Below are 24471 nucleotides of genomic sequence, written 5' to 3' on the forward strand. Positions count from 1 at the left end.
CAGGAGATCAACGGTTGGGGAGTCGGTCAACTCAGGAGATGCCGTACTTCTTCAAGATATCGTTGACGTCGGCCATGTCGTCGTCATCGTCGTCCACCACCGGGCCCTTGGCCGTCTTCGGCGCCGCGACCGAGGCCGGGCCGGCCGACCCGGCGGGCGCAGCACCGGCAGCGCCCTTCCGGGCTGCGCGGCTCGGCTTCTCCTTGGTGGGCAGGAGGCGGGCGACGAAGATCAGCACGATCGCGAGCGCGGCGACGCCGAACCCGATCCAGACGGTCGGGCTGAAGACCAGGCGCGCGGCCCAGTCGGCGACCGCGTCGACGATCCGGCCGCCGGCGCGCAGCAGTCCGGTCAGGTAGGCCGCCGGGGCGAGCAGCGTCCACCCGGCAGCCCTCACGCCGGCTCCGAGGCCGCGCCGTCGGAACGCGACCCAGGTCCAGATCGCGCCCAGAACGGTGAGCGCAACGGCTAGTGCGAGGTAGGCGCCTTGGTCCATACCTGCAGTCTTCCACCGTCGTGGTCGTCTGACACCCGGACTGTCCCCGATATCGGCCCTGATGTCGCTCTGTTGTTGAATGGGGAGGCGATGAACGACAAACGACTCCTCGGCACGGCATTTCCCGGCGACACCGGCGAGACCAGCCCTGAGGTCGCGACCGTGATGAGGTCGTACGCCGCGGGCCAGGCCACGCACGCCGATGTGCTCACCACCCTTGCCGCTGCCCGGGTGCTCGTCCCGGTCGTCGCGGTGCTCGGGGAGGTCGAGGTCGACGAAGCCGGTCTGGCCCGCGACAAGACGTCCGACATGGCCACCGTGCTGCTCACCGGCGCCGACGGGCGGCAGGCGCTGCTCGGGTTCACCGGCACCGCGCCGCTGCAGGCCTGGCAGGCCGACGCCCGCCCGGTTCCGGTCTCGCTGCGAGACGCGGCTCAGGCCGCCGTCCATGACGGCGCCGACGCGCTCGTGCTCGATCTCGCCGGCCCGGTCCCGTTCGCGATCGAGGGCGACGACCTGCAGAAGGTGGCCGAGGGCTGGCAGCTGGCGACCGTCGGGCCGCGTACGGCCTGGGTGCGACCCTGAGGATCGGGCACGTCCCCTGAGGATTGGGTGCCGCAGGGAATGTTGCAGTAGTGTTCCGTGTTGACCGATCAGCCGACGTACGCCGTCGGTTTGATCCAACAAGCGGAGATCACGACAGCGTTCTCCCACCCGCATCGACCGCCCAGCAACAAAGGTCGTCGGGTCCGGTCCCGAAGACAGTGGCCCCAGAACTTCAGAGGCCATGGATTCGGTGGTGCGAGCCCGATGGTGGGTGAGCGTCATGACTGGCTTCCGCTTGTGACAATCCAGCGGGAGCCTTTTTTGATTTCCGGACCGCCCGTGCACGCGGCCCGGAAGCCGAGATCCAGAGCCTCCGCAGCCACAACAACTGGAGGACACATCAGCACTGAGCTTCGTATCAACGACCGGATCCGGGTTCCCGAGGTCCGCCTCGTTGGTCCCAACGGAGAGACGGTCGGCATCGTGCCGACCCCTGACGCGCTGCGCCTGGCCCAGGAGGCCGACCTCGACCTGGTCGAGATCGCCCCGCAGGGCAAGCCGCCGGTCTGCAAGCTCATGGACTACGGGAAGTTCAAGTACGAGAACGCCCAGAAGGCCCGTGAAGCCCGTCGAAACCAGACGAACGTGATCATCAAGGAGATGAAGCTTCGTCCGAAGATCGACAAGCACGACTACGAGACCAAGAAGGGTCACGTCGTGCGGTTCCTCAACGCTGGGGACAAGGTGAAGATCACGATCATGTTCCGCGGTCGTGAGCAGCACCGTCCCGAGCTCGGCTTCCGCCTGCTGCAGCAGCTGGCCGACGACGTCCAGGAGCTGGGCTTCGTCGAGTCCTCGCCGAAGCAGGACGGCCGCAACATGATCATGGTGCTCGGCCCCCACAAGAAGAAGGCCGACGCCAAGGTCGAGGCCAAGGAGGCCAAGGAGGAGAAGGCAGCCGAGCGCGCTGCCGACGAGGCCGCCGAGAAGGCGGAGCGTACGGCCGCGAATGCTGCCCGTCCGGCCTCCACCCCGAAGCCGAAGCGGCGCTCAGAGAACCTCGACCCCGACATCGACCTCTGACCGGTCGATCCACTGACTTCCGCCGCCGCGGCGCCCCGTGACCGGCCGGACGACGAGAGAAGGAAGAACTATGCCGAAGAACAAGACCCACTCCGGTTCCAAGAAGCGCTTCAAGGTGACCGGTTCCGGGAAGATCCAGCGCTTGCAGGCCGGCCGTAAGTCCGGCGCTGCGTTCGCCTCCGCGCCGACGACCGGCTCGCGCAAGAAGCACCGTCGCAACGCCGGTCTGGTGGAGCTCGCCCCCGCCGACGTGAAGCGCGCGAAGAAGCTGCTCGGTCGCTGAGACCGTTTGATCACCCGAACTTTCCCCAGAGCATTCAAGGAGCACTGAAATGGCACGCGTCAAGCGCGCAGTGAACGCTGCGAAGAAGCGTCGCACCACCCTCGAGCGGGCCTCCGGTTACCGGGGCCAGCGCTCGCGCCTCTACCGCAAGGCGAAGGAGCAGGTCACCCACTCGCTGGTCTACTCCTACAACGACCGCCGCAAGAACAAGGGCAACTTCCGCAAGCTGTGGATCCAGCGGATCAACGCCGCGGCGCGTGCCGAGGGCATGACCTACAACCGCTTCATCCAGGGTCTCAACCTGGCCGGCATCGAGGTCGACCGCAAGATCCTCGCCGAGCTCGCCGTCAACGACGTGGCCGCGTTCAACGCGATCGTCGCCCAGGCCAAGGCCGCTCTGCCGGAGGACGTCAACGCCCCGGCGAACGCCTGAGCTTGCGTTTGAAACGACGCCCCCACCGGCCGCTGTGCCGGGCTGGGGGCGTCGTTCTCTGTTGCGACGTGGGAGTCTTCGTCAGTGAATGAGTCGGGGGAGAACGTGAAGCTGTCCGCGGGGAACGCCCGCCTCAAGGAGATCCGCAAGCTCGCACGGCGTGCGGTGCGCTCGGAGCGGCGGGTCTTCCTGGCCGACGGTCCGAAGGCCGTCGAGGGTGCGCTCGGGGTTCCTGGTTGCGTGCAGGAGATCTTCGCGACCGAGGCCGGAGCGGAGACGTACGCCTCGCTGCTGGCCGACCAAGCGGTCACGCTGGTCGAGGACCGAGCGATGGCCGGCCTCTCCGACTCGGTGACTCCCGCCGGTGTGGTGGCACTGTGCCGCTTCCTCGACGTCGCGCTCGGCGACATCGCGGGTCCGCTCGTGGTGATCTGTGCCGACGTACGCGATCCCGGCAACGCCGGCACCGTCATCCGCTGCGCGGACGCGGCCGGTGCGTCCGGGGTAATCCTGGCCGGTGACTCGGTCGACCTCTACAACCCGAAGACCATCCGGGCCTCGGTCGGCTCCGCCTTCCACCTCCCGATCGCGATCGAGCGGGACCCGCTGGTCGCGGTCAAGGCTGCCAAGGCCGCCGGCCTGACCGTCCTGGCCGCCGACATGCACGGCACCGCCGACCTGTTCAGTGCTGACGCGCTCCTCGCCCGGCCGACCGCCTGGCTGATGGGCAACGAGGCCTGGGGCCTCCCGCCCGAGCTCGCCGCCGAGGCCGACGAGATCATGAGCATCCCGATCTTCGGCAAGGCCGAGTCGCTCAACCTCTCCACTGCCGCCGCCCTCTGCCTCTACGCCAGCGCCAAGGCCCACCACTCGGCTTGACCTTCAACTCGCGTGAAGGACGATGGTTGCGGCATGGACGAGCCACTGTTGACGATCGGGGCGTTCGCGCGGGCGGTGGGCCTGACCGCGAGCGCGCTGCGGCATTACGACGAGTGCGGGTTGCTGGTGCCGGCGGAGGTCGACTCCGGGACGGGCTATCGCTACTACACGCCCGAGCTCGCCGACCGGGCCCGGCTGATCGTGGGCATGCGGGAGGCCGGGGTCCCGATCGAGACGATGCGGGTGGTGCTCGACTCGCCGGCCGGCGAGGCCAGGGCCGCGCTGGGGGAGTTCCTCGAGGACCAGAGCGCGCGCACGGCGCGGGCCGAGGAGGCCGTACGCGGCGTGCTGGCCGCCGTCGACGCCGGGCCTGCGGCGAGGCCGGCGCTCGTCGAGCTGCCCGGTCCCGTGCTCGCCGCGGCGATCCGGCAGGTGCGGCACGCGGCGGAGTCCGATCCGGCCTCCGAGCTCGCCTCTGTCCTGATCGACGTCGGGGGCGACGGCGTGGACGTGGTGGCGACCAACCGCTACTGGATGGCGGTGCGGGAGCTTCCGGCGGCCGCCGAGGGCGACGGCGGCAGGGCGGTCCTGTCCCTGCCGGACGCGGCCGCACTGGCCGACCGGCTGGACGCGATCGCCGGCGCCGAGCTGCGCATCGCCGACGGCACCCTGACCCTCGCCGGGCAGGAGCTGGGCCGCGACACCACCTACCCGGCGCACCGGCTCGTGCTGGCCGGCGTGGAGCCGCCCGTCACCCGCGCGGTGCTCGCCAAGGCCGACCTGCTCGCGGGTCTCGACGCGGCCGCCTACGCCGAGGTCGACCTCTTCCTCGGCGACCCGACGCGGCTCCGTTCGCCGCACACCGCCGAGCAGAGCGACGTACGCGGCGTGGTCACCGGCCCGCCCAGCCGGCTCCGGCTCGGCACGGCCCTGTTCGGCCGCGCCCTGGCAGCGTGTCTGGGCGACGAGATCCAGCTGGCGGTGACCGCGCCGGACCGGCCGGTGGTGGTGACCTCGCCCTACCAGCCCGGGTTCACCGCGCTGGTCATGCCCGTGCGACACGACTCCGCGGGCTGAGTCCGTGGGAGTGGCCCAGGGCCGGGGGTTCCGCCCCTGGCTGGCAGCGTCGACCGCATCGGTCTTCGGCGACTCGGTGACCTTCTTCGCGCTCGGCTGGGCGGCGGCGGGCTTCGGCGCCGACGCGGCCAGCCTGGTGCTGACCATCGAAGGGATCCCGCTCGCGGTACTGGTGCTCGCCGGGGGAGTGCTGGCCGACCGGATCGGGATCCGGCGGACGATGGCCGCCTGCGACGCCGCGATGGTGTTGGTCATGGCGGCGTTCGCTGTCGGCGCGATCGACGGTGCGGGACTGTGGATGCTGGTCGCGGTCGGTGCCCTCTCGGGCACCATCCAGGCCCTGCGGCGACCCGCCGAGGGAGTCTTCCCACGGCTGTTCGGGACAGAGGACCTCGACCGGCGGATGGCGCTGGTCGGCTCGGCCCACCAGATCGCCCGCGCCGCGGGGCCCGCGGCCGGCGGCTTCCTGATCGGCCACGGGGGCCTGCCGCTGACTGCCGGCCTGGACGCGGCCACCTACGCCATCGTCCTCGTCGCGCTCCTCCTGGTCCGGCCACCGCACGAGCCGGCTCCCGAGCCGGGCCAGGGCTCGGTCTGGCGCAGCCTGGCCGACGGCGCGCGGACGGCGGTGCGCACGCCCGGCGTCGTCCCGGTACTGGTCGCCATCACCGGCCTGGCCGCGACGGTGCTCCCGCTGGTCATGCTCGCGCTGCCGCTCGCCGGCCGCGAACGTGGCTGGACGGCCGCCGAGACCGGGCTCGTCTCCGGCGCCTGGGTGGCCGGGGGACTGGTGATGACTCTCGCCGTCGCCCGCTACGGCGCGCCGCGCGCACCCGTCGCTGTCGCCGGCCCGGTGCTGGCGGCCGGCGGGGTGGTCCTGCTGGCGGTGCGTACGGAGATCTGGGCGGGGATCCTCGCGGTCGGCCTCGTCGGTGTCGGCACGGTGATGCTGACCAGCTACCTCCTCCCTGCCTACGTGGCTCGCACCCCGCCCGAGATGCTGGCAAGGTTCTCGAGCCTGACTCAGCTGGCCCAGACCGGCCCGGTCCTGCTCGCGACACCGCTGCTGGGTGTGGCAGCCGGGATCGACGTACGCCTGGCTCTTGCCGTCATCGCCGCACTGCTCCTGGCCACCGTGCCTGCCGCCGCCCGGGTCGCCCGGCTGCCTCGCCCGATACCCCAGAGGGTCTGATACACGAAAGGTAAATCTGTTTCACTCGGGATGCGGAGGTTCTCGCGGGGCGATCCGAAGGAGCACGGCATGACGAACGTGAGCAGACGACGACTGTTGGCCTCGGGCGGCGCGGCGGCGGCCGCGGGCGCGACCTTCCCCCTGTGGACGTGGTCGCCGAGCGCCTCGATCGCGGGCGCCGGGGAGGGGCTGGATCCCGAGTACGTCTGGGACGTCCGTGCCGACCCGGTCATCGAGCGTCTCTACGGCGAGGGCATCGACAGGGTCGCCGAGGTCAACGAGATCCTGAAGGGCTGGACGACCAACGACCAGCCCGTTCCCGACGGGCTGCCGGCCTATCTGGCCGACTTCATCGAGGAGGCGCGCCGCCTCCCGACCTGGGCCGACCAGGGGAAGCTGCAGCTGGCCGGCACGTTCAACGAGGAGAGGTACGGCTTCTTCCTCGCGCTCCTCTACACCCTCGGCAGCGGCCTGATCAGCTGCGCCATCAAGCGCGAGGCGTGGTCGGTCTACTACTCCTACGGCGGCGCGAACATGCGCGACCGGATCGCCAAGACGACCGTGCTCGGCTACGACGTGATGGACGCCCAGGGCTGGACCGCCTCCGGCCGGCTGATGGTCGACTCGGTCAAGACCCGGATGGTCCACGCCGCCGTGCGCCACCTGCTGCCGCAGTCCCCGCACTGGCGAGGCGTCGGCGCCGGCCAGGAGATCCCGATCAGTCAGGCCGACATCCTGGTCACCTTCCACAGCCTCGGCACCTGGGTGATGAAGAAGTTCACCGAGTGGGACATCGCACCGAGCGAGGAGCTCGCCGACGCCTTCCTGCACGCCTGGAACGTCGACCTCCATCTCCTCGGCGTGCAGGAGCAGTATCTGCCGAAGGACTGGGCCGCGGCGTACGCGCAGTACGACCAGGTGATGGGGCCGGCGACCGGTGGCACCCGGGAGGGTGTCGAGCTCGCCCAGGCGCTGCTCGACGCCGTGATCGGCGAGGGCAACCCGCTGCTTCGCCACGAGCTGGAGTCGCTGGGCCGCTACGTGATCGGCGATGCGTACGCCGACATGATCGCCTTCGACAACGACCCTGTTCTCGCCCCCGTCTGGGCGAGCGCCGTGCCGCTGCTGGTGACCTCCTACCAGAGCACGGTCCCCAACATCCCGCTCGTCTCCAACCTGCTCCCCGAGGCGGTGCACACCTTCATCAAGATCTACTTCTCGCCCGGCGACCCGGCGCCGATCACGCTACCGCTGAGCAATCGGCCGGAGTAGCGGCCCTGGGCCGCCGGTCGGTCTAGGGTGGCGGCGTGGACGCCCGAGAACTCGCCGATGCCCTGCCCGACGGTGTCGTCGTCGCCGACGCGGATGGCGCGGTCGTCCTGGTCTCCGCCCTGGCCGCGCGGATGCTCGGCGTGGACCCGGTCTCGAGCCTGGGGAAGCCGCTGGGTGACGTACTCACGCTGAGCAACACCGAAGGGCAGACCTGGGCCGAGGCCAACCGGCCCTACGACACCCTGCGGACCGTCACCGGCACCCCGGAGCAGGCCTGGCTGCTGCCCGACGGCACCGAGGTGCTGGTCGTCTCGACGATCCGGCGCCCGTCCCTGGACGCCGACGTCGACCAGGTCTCGATCTCGCTGCGCTCGGGCCGGGGCCGCAAGCGCCTGGACCGGGAGCGGTCCGACCTGGTCGCCACCGTCGCCCACGAGCTGCGCTCGCCGCTGACCGGGGTCAAGGGGTTCGTCCAGGCGCTCCTGAACCGGTGGGACCGGCTCAACGACGATCAGAAGAAGCTGATGCTCAAGACGGTCGCCTCCGACTCCGACCGGCTCTCCAGGCTGATCGCCGAGCTCCTCGACGTGGCCCGGATCGACACCGGGCGGCTGCAGCTCTACCCGCGCTCCAGCGACGCGACGGTGCTGGTCACCCGGGTGGTCGAGTCGGTGCGCTCGGCGACCTCCCGGCCGATCGAGCTCGACATCTCCGCCGGCGAGGACGAGCTCGAGATCCACGCCGATCCGGACAAGTTCACCCAGGTCGTCACCAACCTCGTCGAGAACGCCGTACGCCACGGAGACGGCGTCGTCACCGTGAGCCTGGGCGTGCGGTCCGACGACCCCGACCAGGTCCTGCTGGTCGTCGAGGACCGCGGCGAGGGCATCCCCGTCGAGCTGCGCCAGCGCGTGTTCACCAAGTTCTGGAAGCACGGCGCCCGCGGCGGCTCGGGTCTCGGGCTCTACATCGTCGGCGGCCTCACCCGCGCCCACGGCGGCTCGGTCACGATCGCCGACGCCGACGGCGGCGGAGCTCGCATCGAGGTCGGCTGGCCCCGGAATCCGCCGTCGGCCTGAGGGTCACTCCATCATGGCCTGGATCATGGCCTGGACCGGGCCAGCAGGAAGATGAAGTACGGCGCCCCGATGAGCGCGACGACGAGGCCCGCTGGGATCTGGGCAGGGCTGATCGCGGTGCGGCCGATGGCGTCGGCGACCACGAGGAGCAGCGCCCCGACCAGGATGGCGACCGGGACGACCCGTGCGCTGCGCCCGCCGACGAGGGCGCGCGCGATGTGCGGCGCGACCAGGCCGACGAAGCCGACGACACCGACGGCGGAGACCGCCATCGCGGTGAGCACCGCAGCGGTCAGCAGGATCAGCAGGCGCACCCGCTCGGAGGAGACGCCGACCAGCCGTGGCGTGTCGTCGTCCAGCGTGAGCAGGTCGAGCTCGCGACGTACCACGAAGGCGATCGGGATCGCGACGGCCAGCGCCACCGCGACCGGGATGACCTGCTCCCAGCTGCGACCGTAGGTCGAGCCGGAGAGCCAGGTGTAGATCCGCGGCGTGTCCCACGGGTTGGAGCGCACCAGCAGGAAGGTGCTCAGCGAGACTGACCCGTACCAGACGCCGATGCCGATGAGCACCAGCCGGTCGGTGTCGATCCCGCCTCGCCAGGCCAGGCCGTAGACGACGCCGAAGGCGACGAGCGCTCCGACGGTCGCGGCGATGAGCATGGTGGTCGTCGAGGCCGCGGCCGAGCTGCCACCGCTCCAGCCCGAGGAGAGGCCGGTCACCACGATGACCGCGCCCACGCCGGCGCCGCCGGTGATGCCCAGGATCCCGGGCTCGGCCAGCGGGTTGCGGCAGGTGGCCTGGACGAACGTGCCGGCGAGAGCGAGCGCTCCACCGGCGAGTACGGCTGCGGCGACCCGGGGCGCACGCTCGTCGAGAGCGAACTGGACCAGCGGGATGCCCTCACCCTGAAGCCAGGCGACGATGTCGCCGGTGTAGAGCCACTGATGCCCGGCGAGCAGGCCGACGACGGTGGCACCGACGGTCAGCGCGAGCAGCAGGACGAGCACCACCAGGAACCGGAGCCGGCTGCGGATGGTGACGGTGGCGCCGGGTGGCCGGCGGGTGGGACCGGAGTCGCGCCCGCCACGGGCGAGGAGCACCATCACGACCGCACCGGCGATCGTCGTCGTCACGCCGGTGGGCACCGACATGGCCTCGTCCGCACCGAGCACCGCCCGGACGAGGACGTCCGCCACGACCACGACGAGGGCGCCCACCAGACCGGCGGCCGGGATCAGGACGGCGTGCCGGTTCAGCGCCGGGACGAGCCGGCCGAGCAGGCGGACCAGGACCGGGGCGCAGAGCCCGACGAAGCCGATCGGCCCCGCCAGCGTCACCGACGCCGAGGTGAGCAGCACCGCGAGAACGGTCCCGATCGCCCGCGTCGAGCGGACCGGTACGCCGAGGACCGAGGCGGCGTCGTCGCCTGCCGAGAGCAGGTCGAGCCGGCGGGCGAGCAGCAGACCGCAGACGGTCGCCACCACGACCACCGGTGCCACCTGCCAGAACGCCTGCAGCCCGAGCTGGCTCAGCGATCCGCTGCCCCAGGCGAACAGGCTCGTGGTCTCCTCGGAGTAGAGGATGAGCAGCGTCGAGGTGGCGGCCTGGAGCGCGAGCGCCACCGCCGAGCCGGCCAGGATGAGCCGGGTCGTCGAGGTGCCCGCGCCGCCGGCGAGGGCGAGGACGATCCCGGCGGCGACGAGGCCGCCGAGGAAGGCCGTGATACCGGAGGCCCACAGCGGGACCGACAGGCCGAACGCGGCGACCAGGGTCACCGCGAAGTAGGCGCCGCCGGTCACCGCCAGGGTGTCGGGGGCAGCCATCGCGTTGCGCGCGAGCGACTGCAGGAGCGCCCCGGCGACGCCGAGGGCGAACCCGACCGCGATCCCCGCCGCGAGGCGGGGGATCCGCGACCCGGTGATGATCTCCATCGTCGACGCGGTCGCGCCGTGCGACTGCTCACGCCCGAGCAGCGCGTCGAGGAAGTCGGCGGGCCCGACGCCCGAGGTGCCCTGGGTGAGATGCCAGGAAGCGGTCAGCAGCAGCCCGGCGAGCAGGCACAGGAGGACGACAGAGGCGCCTCCGGCACCCGCTCGCGGGGCCTTGAGAGCATCGGTCACTTGAGCAGGTCGACGTACGCGTCCAGGACCTGCTCGGCCGAGCGGGGTCCGCCGAAGGTCCAGATGCCCTCGGGGAAGGCGTGGGTGCGGCCCTCGCTGACGGCCGGGATCGACTTCCAGACCTTGTTCTTGGCCAGCTCGGCGTTGATGTCGCCGGCGGGGTCGACGGTGCCGGTGTGGAAGAAGGTGGCGTCGCCGAGGGTGGTCATGCCCTCGATGTCGGTCTGCCCGAGGCCGTACGCCGGGTCGACCTCGCCCGTCCAGGCGTTCTTCAGCCCGATCTCCTCGCCGAGCTCACCGATCAGCGAGCCCTGGCCGAACGGGCGGATCGCGACGTTCGCGCCGTCGATCCAGCCGTCGAAGTAGACGAACTCGGTGCCCGCGGCGTCGGCCTCCGCGACCGCCTTCTTCGAGGCGGCGAGCTTGTCCTCGAACTCGCCGACGACCTTCTCCGCCTGCTCCTCGCGGCCGGTCGCCTCGGCGATCATCTCGAAGGTGGTCACCATGTTGGCGACCGGGTCCTTGGCGTCGGCGCCCTTGGTGGCGAGGACGGGGACGTCGTACTTGGCGAGCTGCTTGAGGATCTCGTCCTCGGCGGTGTAGGCCTCGACGACGATCAGGTCGGGGTTGGTGCCGAACAGGGTCTCCAGGTTCGGCTCGCCCCGGGTGCCGACCTCGGTGGCGCTCTCGGGGAGCTCCTCCGCGGTGTCCCAGGTGCGGAAACCCTTGCCGTCGGCGACCGCGACCGGGTCCACGCACAGGCTGAGGAGGTCCTCGGTCTGCTGCCACTCCAGGACCGCGACCCGCTCGGCGGGCTTGTCGAGCTCGACCTTGTTGCCGAAGGAGTCGGTGAGGCTGACCGGGCCGCTGGAGGTCGCGACGCCCTCACAGCCGGCGGAGGCCTTCTTCTCGGGCTCACCGGACTCGGCAGCGGTCGTCGTCTGTCCGCAGGCGGCCAGCATCAGGGCGCCGGCCGCTGTCAGGGCAGCAGTGGTCGTACGTCGAAACATCGTCTTTCCTCTTCGTGTCCGCCGGCGTCAGAGCCGGGCGTGATGCCTGCCGCGTGGCTCGACCCGGACGCGCCCGGACTCCAGATCGGAGGTCACCTCGATCGGGAGCCCGTACACCTCAGAGAGGTGTTCGGCGGTGAGCACGTCAGCGGGTTCGCCGGCGGCGTGCACATCGCCGTGGTGCAGCAGTACGACCTGGTCCGCCACTGCGGCGGTCTGGTTCAGGTCGTGCAGGACGACGCCGATGGCCGTCCCGTGGTGGTCCGCGAGATCGCGGACCAGGTCAAGGATCTCGACCTGGTAGCGCAGGTCGAGATGGTTGGTGGGCTCGTCGAGGAGCAGCACGCCGGTGTCCTGGGCCAGGCAGCTGGCCAACCAGACGCGCTGCAGCTCGCCACCGGAGAGCTGGTCGACGGCCCGGTCCGCCATCGTGGCGGTCCCGGTGAGCTCCATCGCCCGGTCGATGCTCTCCAGGTCCTCCTCCGTCAGGGCGGCGAAGCGCCGGCGGTGAGGGTGGCGCCCGAATCCGACGACGTCGCGCACGGTCAGGCCGGAGGGGTGCGGGCGGGACTGGGATAGCAGCGTGACCCTGCGCGCGAACGCGCGGGCGTTCAGCGGCGCGCTGTCGGCCCCCTCGAGCTGGACCGACCCGGAGGTCACCCGATGCAGCCGGGCCAGGGAGCGCAGCACGGTCGACTTTCCCGAGCCGTTCGGCCCGATCAAGGCGGTCACTCGCCCCGACTCGAGACCGATCGAGACGCCATGGACCACGGTCGCGCGGGCATAGCCGAGGACGAGGTCATGACCGGAAAGGGCAGGAGGCATGAGGTGAGGCTAGCCTAACTAATTCCGGGGTTGTCCAGAGGGGCCCACCATTCGGTCGGCTAAATATGGTCCGGCGACACCCTTCACCGGTTACCGGTTCGCGTCACGGGCCGCCGGATTCCTAGACTGTCGCTCACACACTCGATGCGACGAAAGCCAGTGATGTCCGGTCCCAACACCGACTATGACCCGGTAGAGGTCACCCCCTTGAAGGCTGAGGAGGTCGAGGCCGCGCGCGACGCTGCGCTGAAGGCCATCGACGCCGCGACCAGTCTCGAGGAGCTCAAGCACGCACGGCTCGATCACGCCGGCGACCGTTCGCCGCTGGCGCTGGCCAACCGCGAGATCGGCGCGCTGCCGCCGGCGGCGCGCAAGGATGCCGGCCAGCGCGTCGGCAAGGCGCGTGGCGCGGTCAACCAGGCGCTCGCGGCGCGGCAGAAGGTGCTCGAGGCCGAGCACGAGGCGCGGATGCTGGTCGAGGAGACCGTCGACGTGACGCTCCCGACCGACCGGCTCCCGGCTGGTGGGCGGCACCCGCTCACCACCGGCGCCGAGTACATCGCCGACATCTTCGTGGCGATGGGCTGGGAGGTCGCCGAGGGTCCGCTCATCGAGGCCGAGTGGCTCAACTTCGACGCCCTCAACCTGGGCCCGGACCACCCGGCGCGCACCATGCAGGACACGTTCTGGACCGAGCCGGCCGAGAACCACGTCGTTCTCCGCACCCACACCAGCCCGGTCCAGGCGCGCACCATGCTGACCCGCGAGGCGCCGATCTACGTGGTCTGCCCGGGACGCGTCTTCCGCACCGACGAGTACGACGCGACCCACTCGCCGATGTTCCACCAGGTCGAGGGCCTCGCCATCGACGAGGGCATCTCGATGGCGAACCTGAAGGGCACCCTGGACCACTTCGCCACCCAGATGTTCGGCGAGGGCATCGTGACCCGGTTCCGGCCGTCGTACTTCCCCTTCACCGAGCCCTCGGCGGAGGTCGACCTGACCTGCTTCGTCTGCCGTGGCGCTCAGGTCGTGGACGCCGGAGACGGTCAGCTCGTCACCTGCCGCACCTGCAAGGGCGAGGGCTGGATCGAGTGGGGCGGCTGCGGGATCGTGAACCCGCGCGTGCTGGTCGCATGCGGTGTCGACCCGGAGAAGTACAGCGGCTTCGCGTTCGGGATGGGCATCGACCGCACTCTGATGTTCCGCACCGGCCTGTCCGACCTGCGCACTCTCTTCGAGGGTGACGTCCGGCTTACTACTGCATTCGGGAGTGAACTGTGAAGGCCCCCCTCTCCTGGATCAAGGAGTACGTCGACCTGCCGGCCGATCTCGGCATCGAGGAGATCACCGACCGGCTGACCGCGCTCGGCCTCAAGCTGGAGGCGATCGAGACCTCCGGCGCCGGCATCGAGGGTCCGCTCGTGGTCGGCCAGGTGCTGACCCAGGTGCCCGAGCCGCAGAAGAACGGCAAGACGATCAACTGGTGCACCGTCGACGTCGGCGACGCCAACGGCACCGGTGAGCCGCAGGGCATCGTCTGCGGAGCGCACAACTTCAAGCCGGGCGACAAGGTCGTCGTGATCCTGCCCGGTGGCGTGCTGCCCGGGAACTTCCAGATCTCGGCCCGGAAGACCTACGGCCACATCTCGGCCGGAATGATCTGTTCCGCGCGCGAGCTCGGGCTGGGGGAGGAGGCCGACGGCATCATCGTGCTGCCGGCCGATGCTCCCGCGCCCGGCACCGACGCCCGCGAGGTGCTCGGGCTCGGCGAGGAGGTCATCGAGTTCGAGATCAACCCGGACCGTGCCTACGCCCTGTCGATGCGCGGCATCGCTCGGGACGCGGCGCTCGGCTTCGACGTACCGTTCCACGACCCGGCGCAGCGAGACGTTCCGCTCGCCAACGCCGACGGTTACCCGGTGAGGATCGAGGACGAGACCGGCTGCGACTACTTCGTCGCTCGCACGGTGACCGGGTTCGACCCGACCGCTCCGACGCCCGAGTTCATCAAGAAGCGCCTCGAGCAGGTCGGAGTGCGTTCGATCTCGCTGGGCGTGGACGTCACCAACTACGTGATGTTCGAGCTGGGTCACCCGATCCATGCCTACGACAAGGCCAAGGTGACCGGCCAGATCGTGGTCCGCCGGGCGCATGAGGGCGAGAAGCTCACCACCCTGGACGACACCGTGCGCGAGCTCGACCCCGAGGACCTCGTCGTCTGCGACGACACCGGCCCGATCGGGCTGGGCGGCGTGATGGGTGGCGCCTCCACGGAGATCTCTGAGGCCACCACGGACGTGCTCGTCGAGGTTGCCCACTGGGACCCGCGATCGATGTTCCGCACCGGACGCCGGCACAAGCTCACCAGCGAGGCCGGCAAGCGCAACGAGCGAGGCGTCGACCCGCTGCTGCCGCCGATCGCCGCCGATCGCGTCGTGGAGCTTCTGGTGGAGCACGGCGGCGGCGTCGTCGAGCCTGGTGTGACCGAGGTCGGTCCGGGCGCCTCGCCGGAGACCCGTAAGCCGCTGACCACGATCACGATCCCGACGTCGCTGCCCGCGAGGATCATCGGCATCGACCTCGGCGACGAGACCGTGGTCAAGTGTCTGGAGCTGATCGGGGCCCAGGTCAAGGTCGAGAACGACACACTCACCGCGACCGTTCCGACCTACCGTACCGACCTGAACGACCCCTACGACCTCGTCGAGGAGGTCGCCCGCATCGTCGGCTACGACAAGGTCCCCTCGGTGCTGCCCCGCCGGGCGACCGGTGGTGGTCTGACCCGCGCGCAGCAGCTGCGCCGCCGGATCGGGCGTGCCCTGGCCGGTGCCGGGCTGGTCGAGGTCGTCGACTTCCCGTTCGTGGGCGAGGCCGACTTCGATCGCCTCGGGCTGCCCGCCGACGACGTGCTGCGGCACACCGTCAAGCTGGCCAACCCGCTCAGCAGCGAAGAGCCCGGCTACACCACGACGCTGCTCCCGGGTCTGCTCAAGGTCGCCGCCCGCAACGTCTCCCGAGGTCAGGACGGGGTCTCTCTTTTCGAGACCGCGACCGTCGCCTTCCCGGTGGACCAGGCCGCGCCGATCTACGGCGTCGACCGGCGTCCGACCGAGGAGGAGCTCGAGAAGCTGCTCGCCGCGATCCCGCGCCAGCCGCTGCATCTCGCCGTCGTGCTCGCCGGGGAGCGTACGCGGGGCGGCTGGTGGGGTGCCGCCGAGACCGCGTCGTGGGCTGACGCCATCGACGTCGTACGCCGCCTGGGCACCGAGCTCGGAGTCCCTGTCGAGGTCGCCTCGGCCTCGCGGGCGCCGTGGCACCCGGGTCGCTGCGCGGTCGTCTCCGTCGACGGTGTCGAGTTCGGCCACGCCGGCGAGCTGCACCCCAACGTGTGCAAGGCGTTCGGGCTGCCGGTCCGTTCGGCAGCGGTCGAGATCGACCTGGACTTCCTGATCTCGAAGGTGCCCGCCACGGCCGCCGGCCCGGTCTTCTCGACCATGCCGGTCGCGAAGGAGGACGTCGCGCTGACGGTGTCCACCGACGTCACCGTGGCCGCCGTCGAGGCGGCGCTGCGCGAGGGCGCGGGCCCGCTGCTGGAGACCGTGCGGCTCTTCGACGTCTACGAGGGCGACCAGGTCGGCGAGGGCAAGAAGTCGCTCGCCTTCGCGTTGCGCTTCCGCGCTCCCGACCGCACGCTGAAGGCCGAGGAGACCGCGGCGGCCCGGGATGCGGCGGTCGCGAAGGCGGCCGAGCTCACCGGCGCCGTCCAGCGCTGAGGATCGACTGAACGAGGACGGCCGCTCGCGCATCGTCGCGAGCGGCCCTCCTCGTCGCTATCCGGGGGCGCGGAGACCCATGCGGCGGGCCAGCGGCTCGGCGAGCTGCGGTGCGTACTGGCGCGACATGTGGGTGCCGTCGTAGTGGGTGATGGTGTCACCGACGACAGCGGGGCAGGAGCCGTCCCAGCAGAAGTAGGAGCTCATGTCGGCCACGTCGACACCGACCTCCTCGGCGGCCCGGACCTGGACGTCGATCGACCGCTCCCGCGACTCGACCGCGCCCATCAGGCAGTCGCCCAGCGTGGCGCCGGGGCGGGACAGGCACGTGCCGGCGTTGGTGTCGAAGCCCTGGATGTCCCGGATCAGCACCGTACGCTTCGTGTGCCGGTCCACCCGGCGCAGGAAGTCGGTGTAGGCCGGGTGCATGAGCTCGTCGATCTTGCGGCTCTCGCCGACCCAGTCGCCGTTCTTGTCGAAGACGCCCTGGATCGGCGGGGCGGTGGAGACCACGGTCAGGTCGGCGTCGAGACGCTTGTACTGCTTGAAGGCCCAGCGGTTGAAGTCGTCGCACTCGGTGTAGGGATCCTTCTCGCCGCCACGGTCGGTGGTGATGGAGGCGGAGACGCAGCGGTTCTTGACCAGGAAGTAGGTCCGGAAGCCGTGCTCCTTCGCGATCTGGTTCAGCGTCGGGACCCAGTGCAGGGCGTGGGAGTTCCCGAAGACCACCATCGTCCGGTCGCCGTCGGGGTCGCCGTCGACGCACAGGTCGCGCTCGGAGTCGTCGGTGTAGTCGCACCTGGTGCGCCCCGGCTTGAGCGAGTCGAGCTCGGTGAGCGCCGGGCGCAGCTCGGTCGGGATCGGGGTGTCGTCACGCGCCGCGAGCACCGAGGCCCGCACCAGCGCCTCCTGCTCGTCCAGCGACGGTGGGGCGGCGGGTGCGCTGGCCAGGGTGATCGCCGGCTGGAAGGAGCCACGGGTGGCCTCGAAGTCGGCGTAGGCGGTGCCGCCGAACGCGATGGCCGCCACGAGCGCGATGCTGACCGGGTAGAAGGTCAGCGCGCGCCGGGTCGGCCGCCAGAGCGCCCCTTCACGGAACGGCGCCTCGACGAGCCGGAACCCGGCGTACGCCAGCACGAACGCGGCCGCGACGGCGACCCCACGCTCGGGCCAGGTGAGGGCGCGCTGCAGGGCGATCTCCGGCAACACCAGGAGCGGCCAGTGCCACAGGTAGAGCGAGAAGGACCAGTCGCCGATCGCCCGCATCGGAGCGAGCGACAGCAGCCGGGCGCCGAGCGTGGTGTCACCCGCGGGCGTGGCGCCGGCCAGGATGACCGCGGCGGAGCCGAGCACCGGGAGCGCGGCGTGGTAGCCGGGGAAGGGGGTGGACTCGTCGTAGGCCAGGCAGGCCCAGAGGATCGCGGCGAGGCCGCCGAGGACCAGGATCTCCCGGGCCAGGGGAGTGCCGGCCAGGCGTCGTATCACCCGGCCGCTGGTGACCAGGATCGCCAGGGCGGCGCCGATCCCGAGCTCCCAGGCTCGAGTGAGCGAGGAGAAGTAGGCCGCGGTCGCCTCTCCCGGCGTGTGGACGAGCGACCAGACGAAGCTCGCGACGGTGATCAGTGCGATCGCGGCGAGCAGGAAGCGGCGAGCCCGTGCCGAGGCCTGCTGGGCGTCACGCTCGCCGCCGCCCCGGGAGGCGCCGATCCTGCTCGCCAGGACGATGCAGATCAGCGCGACGAGCGGCCAGACCAGGTAGAACTGCTCCTCGACCGCCAGCGACCAGAAGTGCTGGACCGGCGAGGGCGGCAGCTCGGCCTGGAAGTAGTCGGTCCCGGCGACCGCCATCCGGATGTTGGCGGCGAACGCCGAGGCCCAGACCGCGTCGACGGCGAGCGGGGCGACCTGCGCCGGACCCAGGAGCACCACCGCGGCGACCACGGTGGCCGCAAGCGTGAAGGTGGCGGCCGGGAGGATGCGCCGGGCCCGGCGCGCGTAGAAGCGTCTCAGCGATATCCGGCCGGTGCGGCCGAGCTCACCGACGAGCTGCTGGGTGATCAGGAAGCCCGAGATGACGAAGAAGACGTCGACGCCGACGAACCCGCCGGCGAACCAGGAGACCCCCGCGTGGGCAGCAAGGACCGTGAGGATGGCGACGGCGCGCAGCCCCTGGACGTCGCCGCGCAGCTGCTTTGCGGGGGCTTTGGCGGGAGCCGAGGGGGCGGCGGGGGCGGGGGAGGGGACCGAGATGTCAGAAGACATAGACAGAAGAGGCTAGCAATTCTCCTCGAGCACGGATGGCCCCCGCGGGTATCAGGCGCTGCCCAGGACCTCCAGGACGTTGCGGATGTCCTCGCTCGTCGTCTGCCACGACGTCACGAACCGGACCTGGCCGCCCAGCCGGTGGAAGAGCACCCCGGCTGCTTCCAGGCGGTCGGCCGTCTCCTCGGGGAGATCCATCCAGGCGAGGTTGACGTCGACGGGGTTGGTGATGCGTACGCCTGCAGTCCGAAGGCCGGCGGCGAGCTCCGCCATCCGCTCGTTGGCGTTGCGGGCGTTGCGGAGCCAGAGGTCGTCGGTGAGGTAGGCCAGCAGCTGGGCCGACTGGTAGCGCATCTTCGAGGTGACGTGGCCGCTGCGCTTGGTGCGGTAGACCAGTTCGTCGGCGGTGGCGTCGGTGAAGCAGACGATCGCCTCGGCCGAGAGGGCACCGTTCTTCGTCGCGCCCAGCGAGAGCACGTCGACCCCGGCCCGCCAGGTGAGGTCGGCCGGGGCTGCGCCCGTGGCCACGACGGCGTTCGCGAAGCGGGCGCCGTCCAGGTGCACCCGAAGGTCGCGGGTCTTGGCGATCGCGGTGAGCTCGGCGGTCTCGTCCGCGGAGTAGACCGAGCCGTAGTCGGACGGTGAGGTGAGCTCGAGGACGGCCGGCTGGGAGTGGTGCGGGTCGCCCCAACGTACGCCGTCCAGGTGGGCCTGCAGCGCCTCCGGCGCCATCTTGTAGTCCTCGCCGGCGATGCCGGTCATCACCGCGCCGCCGCTGAGGAAGGAGGTCGCACCGCCCTCGGAGCTCAGGATGTGCGCGGTCTCGTGGCAGACCACCGCGCCCCACGGCGGGGTCATGGCGGACAGTGAGAGGGCGTTGGCGGCGGTGCCGCTCAGCACCGGGAAGACGCGCGCCGTCGGGTGCTCGAAGACCTCGCGCACGCGGGCTTCGAGCGCGGCGGTGACCTCGTCACCTCCGTAGGCGAGCGCGGAGCCGGAGTTGACGGCGGCCATCGCCTCCAGGATCGCGGGGGAGACGGAGGCGGCGTTGTCAGAGCGCAGTTCGACGGTCACGGTTCTATTCTGGCGATCCCGTGGTCAGCTCGGTCGGCTGGGATCCGGGGTAACACGTTGTTCGTAGCACTACTCGCCCTATCTAATGGGGCGAGTAGTGCTACGAACGACGTGTTACACGCGGGCGGCGCGTCGAGAAGGTGCAATCTATCCCGTACGTACGCGATATATCGCTATGGCAGAATGGCGGCTGTGACGACGCTGAGTGTGCTGGACGAGGTCACCTGGGCGGGCGCGCCGGTGGCGGGCGAGCGGACCCGGGCGCTGTTGCGCGCGCTGGTCGAGGCCGGTCCGCGAGGTGCCTCCGAGGCTGCTCTGGTCGAGGAGGTCTGGGGGCGTGACGACGTCCCTGCCCATCCCTCGAAGGCGCTCCAGGTGGTGGTCTCGCGGGCCCGGACGGCGACCGCGTCCAGCGCCATCGAACGCACGCCACGGGGCTACCGTCTCAACCTCCCGGCCGTTGAGGTCGACGCCTGGTCGCTGCGTCCGGAGGCGCTGAGGCTGGCCGCCGAGAAGAGGTACGCCGAGGCGCTCCCGCTCCTCGAACGGCTCGTCGGTCTCGACCCCGACGAGGAGGTCACCGAGGCGGTGCTGCGGGCGGTCGCCGCGGTGCACGGTGTGCCGGCGGCGCTGGAGCGATTCGATGCGTACCGGACCGGGCTCGCCGACGGGCTGGGGGTCGACCCGAGCCCACGGCTGCGAACCGTCCATGCCGAGCTGCTCGCGCGCGACCGCCCGGTGCGCTCGGGGCTGCGTCATGACGCCGACGTGCTGATCGGTCGCGAGCAGGACGCCGCCGAGGTCGCCGCCCTGCTGAAGAGCTCGCGGGTCGTCACGATCCTCGGGCCCGGCGGGCTGGGGAAGACCAGTCTGGCCCAGGTGATCGCCCACGACGCCGAGGAGCCGGTGGTCCACTTCGTGGAGCTGGTCGGCGTGACCGCTCCCGAGGACGTGGTCAGCGAGGTCGGCTCGGCGCTGGGCGTGCGCGACTCGGTCGCCCACCGTGACCGGCTCACTCCCGATCAGCGGGCCGACGTACGCTCGCGGATCGCGCAGCAGCTCGACGGCGTGCCGACCCTGCTCGTCCTCGACAACTGCGAGCACATCGTGGCCGCCGTCGCCGACCTGGTCGCCTTCCTGGTCGCGACGGTGCGCGATCTGACCGTCCTCACCACCTCTCGGAGCCCGCTCGCCATCGGCGCGGAGCGGGTCTACCCGCTCGGCCGGCTGGGGACGTACGACGGCAGCGAGCTGTTCCGGCGCCGTGCGGTCGCCGCGCGGCCCGGGACCCACCTCGACGAGGTCCGGGTCGACGAGATCGTCACCCGGCTCGACGGCCTGCCGCTGGCGATCGAGCTGGCTGCGGTGAAGGTGCGCGCGATGTCGGTCGACGACATCGCGCGGCGGCTGGAGAACCGGTTCGAGCTGTTGCGCGGTGGAGACCGCAGCGCTCCCGACCGTCACCAGACCCTGGTCGCGGTCATCGACTGGTCCTGGAATCTTCTGTCCGAACGTGACCGGAAGGCGATGCGCTGGCTCTCGGTCTTCCACGACGGGTTCACCCTCGCGGCGGCGGAGGCGATGCTCGGCGCCGACACGTTCGCCGCGATCGAGGAGCTCGTCGACCAGTCGCTGCTGACCGTCGTCGACGCACCGCTGGGGTTCCGCTACCGGATGCTCGAGACCGTCCGCGAGTTCGGCCGGATGCAGCTGATCGACGCCGGCGAGGACGCCGCGGCCCGAGCGGCCCAGCGTGCGTGGGCGCGAGACTACGCCGACGCGAGCGCCGGCCGGATCTACTCCCCGGAGCAGTTCGACGCCATGGACGAGCTGCGCGCCGAGGAGAGCAACCTAGCCGACATCCTGCGCCAGGTCCTGGCCGACGACGAGGCCGAGTCGGTGATCCGACTCTTCTGCGCGATGGGTGTCTTCTGGACCATCGCGGGCGAGCACCAGCGGGTGATCATGCTGGCCGGACCGGTCGCCGATCTGCTCGCCGAGTGGGAACCGCCGCCGGCGCTGCTGGAGAAGACCCGGCTCGTCCTGGCCCTGCTGCTCTTCGGCGCCGCCGTGACCGGTGGCTCCGGACTCGAGCGGCTGATGACGATCCTGGACCGGGTCGGCGCCGAGGCCGCGGACCCACAGCTCAGGGTGATGCTGAAGGTGATGCGGGCGATGGCGAGCACCGTCGCCGGATCCGCGACCGGCCCCCGGGCCGGCCGGCCGCTGGAGGACGAGCTGGCCGACCTGGTCGACGACCCCGACCAGGACGTACGCGCTCGTGCGTACACCTTCCTCAGCCACGAGCGGGAGAACCTCGGCGACCCCGAGGGTGCGGTCGCCGCGGGCAGGGAGGCGCTGCGCCTGACCGGCACCGACGGCGGCCTGTGGCCACAGGCGATGCTGCACGCCCAGCTCAGTGGCCTCTATGCCCAGCTCGGCCGTCTAGGCGAGGCGGCTGAGCATGCCCGCGAGGCCGTCCCGGTCCTGCGCCGTCTCGGTGCCGACGACGACCTCGTCCAGACCCGCGCCATCCTGGTGACGTACGCCGTGGAGCAGGGCCGTCTCGAGGAGGCCGCCGAGATCCTCGCCCAGCTCGCCGACGAGCAGCCGCACGGCGGCTTCGGCTCCCGCGGCGCCGTCCACGGCGCCCGCGCCCAGCTCCTCCTCGCCCAGGGGCGGGTCGGTGAGGGGCTGGCGCTGTTCCGCGAGGTGGTGGAGACGATGGGCGAGATGCCGTTCCCGGGGTTCACCGACGATCCCGACCTGGTGCCGTGGCGCGTGGCGGCCGAGGCGGTCACGGTGGTCGCCTGCGCCCGGCATGGTGAGGGCGTGGAGGGCTCCGACCTCTTCGAGGCCCTGATGGGCAAGGCGCCGCGCCTGGTCTCCGAGGAGCGCCGAGCTCAGGACTATCCCGTCACCGGCATGGTGCTGCTCGCGCTCGGGCTCTGGGGCCTGCTGCGGGACGCGCTGCCGCGCGAGGAGTCGGTGCGGCTGGTCGTGCTGGCCGACCGGTTCGGCTACTCCCGCTCGTTCCTGGACATGCGCTGGGAACGTGCGGTCGCCGACGCGAACCGGCTTGCGCCGGGCGTACTGGATCGGGTCTGCGAGGAGTACGGCGAACGCCGCGGGCTCGCCCTGCTGGACGAGGCCCGCGGCGTCATCGCGCGCCTGGCGTGAGACCTGGGAGCGGTCAGAGCTTCTTGCTGTAGCTCCACACCGAGAGCGGCGCGAAGATCGCGACGACCGCGGCGCAGCCGACGAGCGCCCACACGACGCTCAGGGTGACGTCGCCGGCGTTCATCAGGTCGCGGGTGGCGTTGATGACCAGCGTGACCGGGTTGAGGTCGACGAAGGTCTGCAGCCAGTCGGGCATCGTCTCCTTCGGTACGAACGCGGGGGAGAGGAAGGTCAGCGGGAACATGATCATCATGCCCAGGCCCTGCACCCCGCCCGCGGTCTTCAGGATCGTGCCGAGCCAGGTGAAGATCCAGCTCAGCGACCAGCCGGCGAAGATGGTCAGCGCCCAGCCGGCGAGCACGCCGCCGATGCCACCACCGGGCCGGTAGCCCATCAGCAGGCCGACCAGGATCGTCAGCGTCGCCGCGATCCCGTAGCGGAGCAGGTCTGCGACGGCGGGGCCGGCCAGTGGCGCGATCCGGGCGATCGGGAGCGCCTTGAACCGGTCGAAGACGCCCTTGTCCATGTCCTCCCGCAGCTGGGTGCCGCGTGCCATCGAGGCGGTCAGCGCCGTCTGGGCGAGGATGCCGGTGATGATGGTCGGCAGGTAGGACTTCACGTCACCGGAGATCGCGCCGCCGAAGATGTAGGCGAACATCGCGGTGAACAGCAGTGGCTGGATCGTCACGTCGAAGAACTGCTCGGGGTTGCGCATCATCTTGATCAGCGCGCGCCGGGCCATGGTGAACGTCTGGGCGACCGTCTCGCCGACACCAGGGTGCGTCTTGAGCGGGCGGTCGGCGACGGCGTACGTGGAGATCAGTGCAGCCATGTTCAGGCCACCTCCTCGGTGTGGATGTCGGTATGGATGTCGGAGTCGACGGGGGCTTCGGGGCTGTCGGTGCCGTGACCGGTCAGGGCGAGGAAGACCTCGTCCAGGGTCGGCTGCTGCACGTTGGCGGTGGTGATCGAGATGCCGGCGTGGCGAAGGCCGATGAGCACGTCGGCTGCTCGGTCGGCATCGGCCAGCGGTACGTTGACGCCGCCCGCCTCGGGGGTGAGCACCGGATGATCGCCGGTGACCTTCTCGACCACCGCGGCGGCCGCGGCGACCTGCGTCTTGTCGCTCAGGCGCAGGTGCAGCGTGGAGTTGCCGACGGAGGTCTTGAGCTGCTCCGAGGTTCCTTCGGCGACCTTGACGCCGCGGTCGATGACCGCGATCCGGTCGGCGAGCTGGTCGGCCTCGTCGAGGTACTGCGTGGTGAGCAGGACGGTGGAGCCGCCGGCGACCAGCGTACGGATGGTGTCCCACATCTGGCCACGGGTGCGGGGGTCCAGGCCCGTGGTCGGCTCGTCGAGGAAGATCAGCGGCGGGCGGGACAGGAGCGAGGCGGCGAGGTCGAGACGACGGCGCATGCCGCCGGAGAACTTCGAGATCTGCCGCTTGGCGGCCTCCTGGAGCCCGAACGACTCCAGCAGCTCCTCCGAGGCGGCGCGGGCGGACTTGCCGGACATTCCCAGCAGGCGCCCGAAGAGGACCAGGTTCTCGGTGGCGGTGAGGTTCTCGTCGACGGAGGCGTACTGCCCCGTGACGCCGACGAGCTGACGTACCTGATGGGGGTTCGCCTTGACGTCGACCCCGAAGATCTCCGCCTTGCCGGCATCGATCGGGAGCAGGGTCGCGAGCATCTTCAAGGTGGTGGTCTTGCCGGCGCCGTTGGGGCCGAGCACGCCGAAGACCTCTCCGCGGCGGATCTCGAGGTCGATCCCGTCGACCGCGGTGAAGTCTCCGAAGGTCTTGACCAGACCTGAGGCCGATACGGCCAGTTCGGTGGTTGTTGTCATGCTCCCAGGGTGTGGGGCGCCGGTTTCAGGGCGCCT

Annotated in this window: 20 protein-coding genes; 12 read left to right on the top strand and 8 right to left on the bottom strand. The window is 70.9% G+C overall.

The features are described from left to right. Window positions 1-31: 31 nt before the first annotated feature. Window positions 32-496, bottom strand: coding sequence for a hypothetical protein (locus ACIO3S_RS09890; protein WP_400462409.1), 465 nt, complete (start codon window positions 494-496; stop codon window positions 32-34). Window positions 497-586: 90 nt separating this feature from the next. Here ACIO3S_RS09890 and ACIO3S_RS09895 point away from each other — a divergent pair, with 90 nt between their 5' ends. The 9 genes from ACIO3S_RS09895 to ACIO3S_RS09935 all read left to right on the top strand — a co-directional run bounded on the left by ACIO3S_RS09895 (window position 587) and on the right by ACIO3S_RS09935 (window position 8340). After that, entirely contained in the window at window positions 587-1081 is a 495-nt protein-coding gene (locus ACIO3S_RS09895) for an SseB family protein (RefSeq protein ID WP_400462412.1), read from the top strand. Between the two features lie 300 nt (window positions 1082-1381). After that, entirely contained in the window at window positions 1382-2125 is a 744-nt protein-coding gene (gene infC / locus ACIO3S_RS09900; RefSeq protein WP_350713858.1) for a translation initiation factor IF-3, read from the top strand. Between the two features lie 70 nt (window positions 2126-2195). After that, window positions 2196-2408 (top strand): 50S ribosomal protein L35, encoded by a 213-nt coding sequence (locus ACIO3S_RS09905; RefSeq protein WP_008359371.1) that lies wholly within the window; start codon window positions 2196-2198, stop codon window positions 2406-2408. Between the two features lie 49 nt (window positions 2409-2457). Further along, the gene (gene rplT / locus ACIO3S_RS09910; RefSeq protein ID WP_160023841.1) at window positions 2458-2841 is read left to right on the top strand and encodes a 50S ribosomal protein L20; all 384 of its coding nucleotides are present in this window, start codon (window positions 2458-2460) and stop codon (window positions 2839-2841) included. 84 nt (window positions 2842-2925) lie between these two features. Beyond that, window positions 2926-3720 (top strand): TrmH family RNA methyltransferase, encoded by a 795-nt coding sequence (locus ACIO3S_RS09915; protein WP_400462417.1) that lies wholly within the window; start codon window positions 2926-2928, stop codon window positions 3718-3720. Window positions 3721-3753: 33 nt separating this feature from the next. Continuing rightward, window positions 3754-4797, top strand: coding sequence for a MerR family transcriptional regulator (locus ACIO3S_RS09920; RefSeq protein ID WP_400462420.1), 1044 nt, complete (start codon window positions 3754-3756; stop codon window positions 4795-4797). 4 nt (window positions 4798-4801) lie between these two features. Next, entirely contained in the window at window positions 4802-5989 is a 1188-nt protein-coding gene (locus ACIO3S_RS09925; protein WP_400462423.1) for an MFS transporter, read from the top strand. A 69-nt stretch (window positions 5990-6058) separates the two neighbouring features. Then, window positions 6059-7261 (top strand): oxygenase MpaB family protein, encoded by a 1203-nt coding sequence (locus ACIO3S_RS09930; protein WP_400462425.1) that lies wholly within the window; start codon window positions 6059-6061, stop codon window positions 7259-7261. A 35-nt stretch (window positions 7262-7296) separates the two neighbouring features. Beyond that, window positions 7297-8340 carry an ATP-binding protein gene (locus tag ACIO3S_RS09935; protein WP_400462428.1) on the top strand — a complete coding sequence of 348 codons (1044 nt, stop codon included), beginning with the start codon at window positions 7297-7299 and terminating at the stop codon, window positions 8338-8340. Between the two features lie 23 nt (window positions 8341-8363). Here the strand turns inward: ACIO3S_RS09935 and ACIO3S_RS09940 are convergent, their stop codons facing one another. From ACIO3S_RS09940 to ACIO3S_RS09950, 3 genes are read right to left on the bottom strand one after another with little or no spacing between them, the layout of a single operon-like run. Beyond that, the gene (locus tag ACIO3S_RS09940; protein WP_400462431.1) at window positions 8364-10463 is read right to left on the bottom strand and encodes an iron ABC transporter permease; all 2100 of its coding nucleotides are present in this window, start codon (window positions 10461-10463) and stop codon (window positions 8364-8366) included. Further along, entirely contained in the window at window positions 10460-11473 is a 1014-nt protein-coding gene (locus ACIO3S_RS09945) for an iron-siderophore ABC transporter substrate-binding protein (RefSeq protein WP_400462434.1), read from the bottom strand. Before ACIO3S_RS09945 ends, ACIO3S_RS09940 begins: the two co-directional genes overlap by 4 nt. A 27-nt stretch (window positions 11474-11500) precedes the next feature. Next, a complete protein-coding gene (locus tag ACIO3S_RS09950) occupies window positions 11501-12298 on the bottom strand; it encodes an ABC transporter ATP-binding protein (protein WP_400462437.1) in 798 nt (265 codons plus the stop codon). 162 nt (window positions 12299-12460) lie between these two features. Here ACIO3S_RS09950 and pheS point away from each other — a divergent pair, with 162 nt between their 5' ends. Next, window positions 12461-13582: a phenylalanine--tRNA ligase subunit alpha gene (gene pheS / locus ACIO3S_RS09955; protein WP_400462440.1), complete on the top strand. Its 1122-nt coding sequence runs from the start codon at window positions 12461-12463 to the stop codon at window positions 13580-13582. Then, window positions 13579-16074 carry a phenylalanine--tRNA ligase subunit beta gene (gene pheT, locus ACIO3S_RS09960; protein ID WP_400462443.1) on the top strand — a complete coding sequence of 832 codons (2496 nt, stop codon included), beginning with the start codon at window positions 13579-13581 and terminating at the stop codon, window positions 16072-16074. Before pheS ends, pheT begins: the two co-directional genes overlap by 4 nt. A gap of 57 nt (window positions 16075-16131) precedes the next feature. Here pheT and ACIO3S_RS09965 read toward each other — a convergent pair whose 3' ends face one another. Next, window positions 16132-18336 carry an acyltransferase family protein gene (locus tag ACIO3S_RS09965; RefSeq protein WP_400462445.1) on the bottom strand — a complete coding sequence of 735 codons (2205 nt, stop codon included), beginning with the start codon at window positions 18334-18336 and terminating at the stop codon, window positions 16132-16134. A gap of 51 nt (window positions 18337-18387) precedes the next feature. Next, on the bottom strand, window positions 18388-19410 hold the full coding sequence (locus tag ACIO3S_RS09970) for a threonine aldolase family protein (RefSeq protein ID WP_400462448.1): 1023 nt from the start codon (window positions 19408-19410) through the stop codon (window positions 18388-18390). A gap of 192 nt (window positions 19411-19602) precedes the next feature. Here ACIO3S_RS09970 and ACIO3S_RS09975 point away from each other — a divergent pair, with 192 nt between their 5' ends. After that, window positions 19603-22590, top strand: coding sequence for an ATP-binding protein (locus ACIO3S_RS09975; RefSeq protein WP_400462451.1), 2988 nt, complete (start codon window positions 19603-19605; stop codon window positions 22588-22590). A 13-nt stretch (window positions 22591-22603) separates the two neighbouring features. Here the strand turns inward: ACIO3S_RS09975 and ACIO3S_RS09980 are convergent, their stop codons facing one another. Together ACIO3S_RS09980 and ACIO3S_RS09985 are read right to left on the bottom strand one after the other, a co-directional pair. Further along, on the bottom strand, window positions 22604-23422 hold the full coding sequence (locus ACIO3S_RS09980) for an ABC transporter permease (protein ID WP_400462453.1): 819 nt from the start codon (window positions 23420-23422) through the stop codon (window positions 22604-22606). 2 nt (window positions 23423-23424) lie between these two features. Continuing rightward, window positions 23425-24435 carry an ATP-binding cassette domain-containing protein gene (locus ACIO3S_RS09985; protein WP_400462456.1) on the bottom strand — a complete coding sequence of 337 codons (1011 nt, stop codon included), beginning with the start codon at window positions 24433-24435 and terminating at the stop codon, window positions 23425-23427. Window positions 24436-24471 lie beyond the last annotated feature (36 nt).

The organism is Nocardioides sp. NPDC087217, assembly GCF_044744805.1.
Taxonomy (GTDB): Bacteria; Actinomycetota; Actinomycetes; order Propionibacteriales; family Nocardioidaceae; genus Nocardioides.

Coding starts and splice junctions, on each gene's coding strand:
- ACIO3S_RS09890 (WP_400462409.1), bottom strand. CDS start 496: ATGGACCAAGGCGCCTACCTCGCACTAGCCGTTGCGCTCACCGTTCTG.
- ACIO3S_RS09895 (WP_400462412.1), top strand. CDS start 587: ATGAACGACAAACGACTCCTCGGCACGGCATTTCCCGGCGACACCGGC.
- ACIO3S_RS09905 (WP_008359371.1), top strand. CDS start 2,196: ATGCCGAAGAACAAGACCCACTCCGGTTCCAAGAAGCGCTTCAAGGTG.
- rplT (WP_160023841.1), top strand. CDS start 2,458: ATGGCACGCGTCAAGCGCGCAGTGAACGCTGCGAAGAAGCGTCGCACC.
- ACIO3S_RS09920 (WP_400462420.1), top strand. CDS start 3,754: ATGGACGAGCCACTGTTGACGATCGGGGCGTTCGCGCGGGCGGTGGGC.
- ACIO3S_RS09930 (WP_400462425.1), top strand. CDS start 6,059: ATGACGAACGTGAGCAGACGACGACTGTTGGCCTCGGGCGGCGCGGCG.
- ACIO3S_RS09945 (WP_400462434.1), bottom strand. CDS start 11,473: ATGTTTCGACGTACGACCACTGCTGCCCTGACAGCGGCCGGCGCCCTG.
- ACIO3S_RS09950 (WP_400462437.1), bottom strand. CDS start 12,298: ATGCCTCCTGCCCTTTCCGGTCATGACCTCGTCCTCGGCTATGCCCGC.
- pheS (WP_400462440.1), top strand. CDS start 12,461: ATGTCCGGTCCCAACACCGACTATGACCCGGTAGAGGTCACCCCCTTG.
- ACIO3S_RS09965 (WP_400462445.1), bottom strand. CDS start 18,336: ATGTCTTCTGACATCTCGGTCCCCTCCCCCGCCCCCGCCGCCCCCTCG.
- ACIO3S_RS09980 (WP_400462453.1), bottom strand. CDS start 23,422: ATGGCTGCACTGATCTCCACGTACGCCGTCGCCGACCGCCCGCTCAAG.
- ACIO3S_RS09985 (WP_400462456.1), bottom strand. CDS start 24,435: ATGACAACAACCACCGAACTGGCCGTATCGGCCTCAGGTCTGGTCAAG.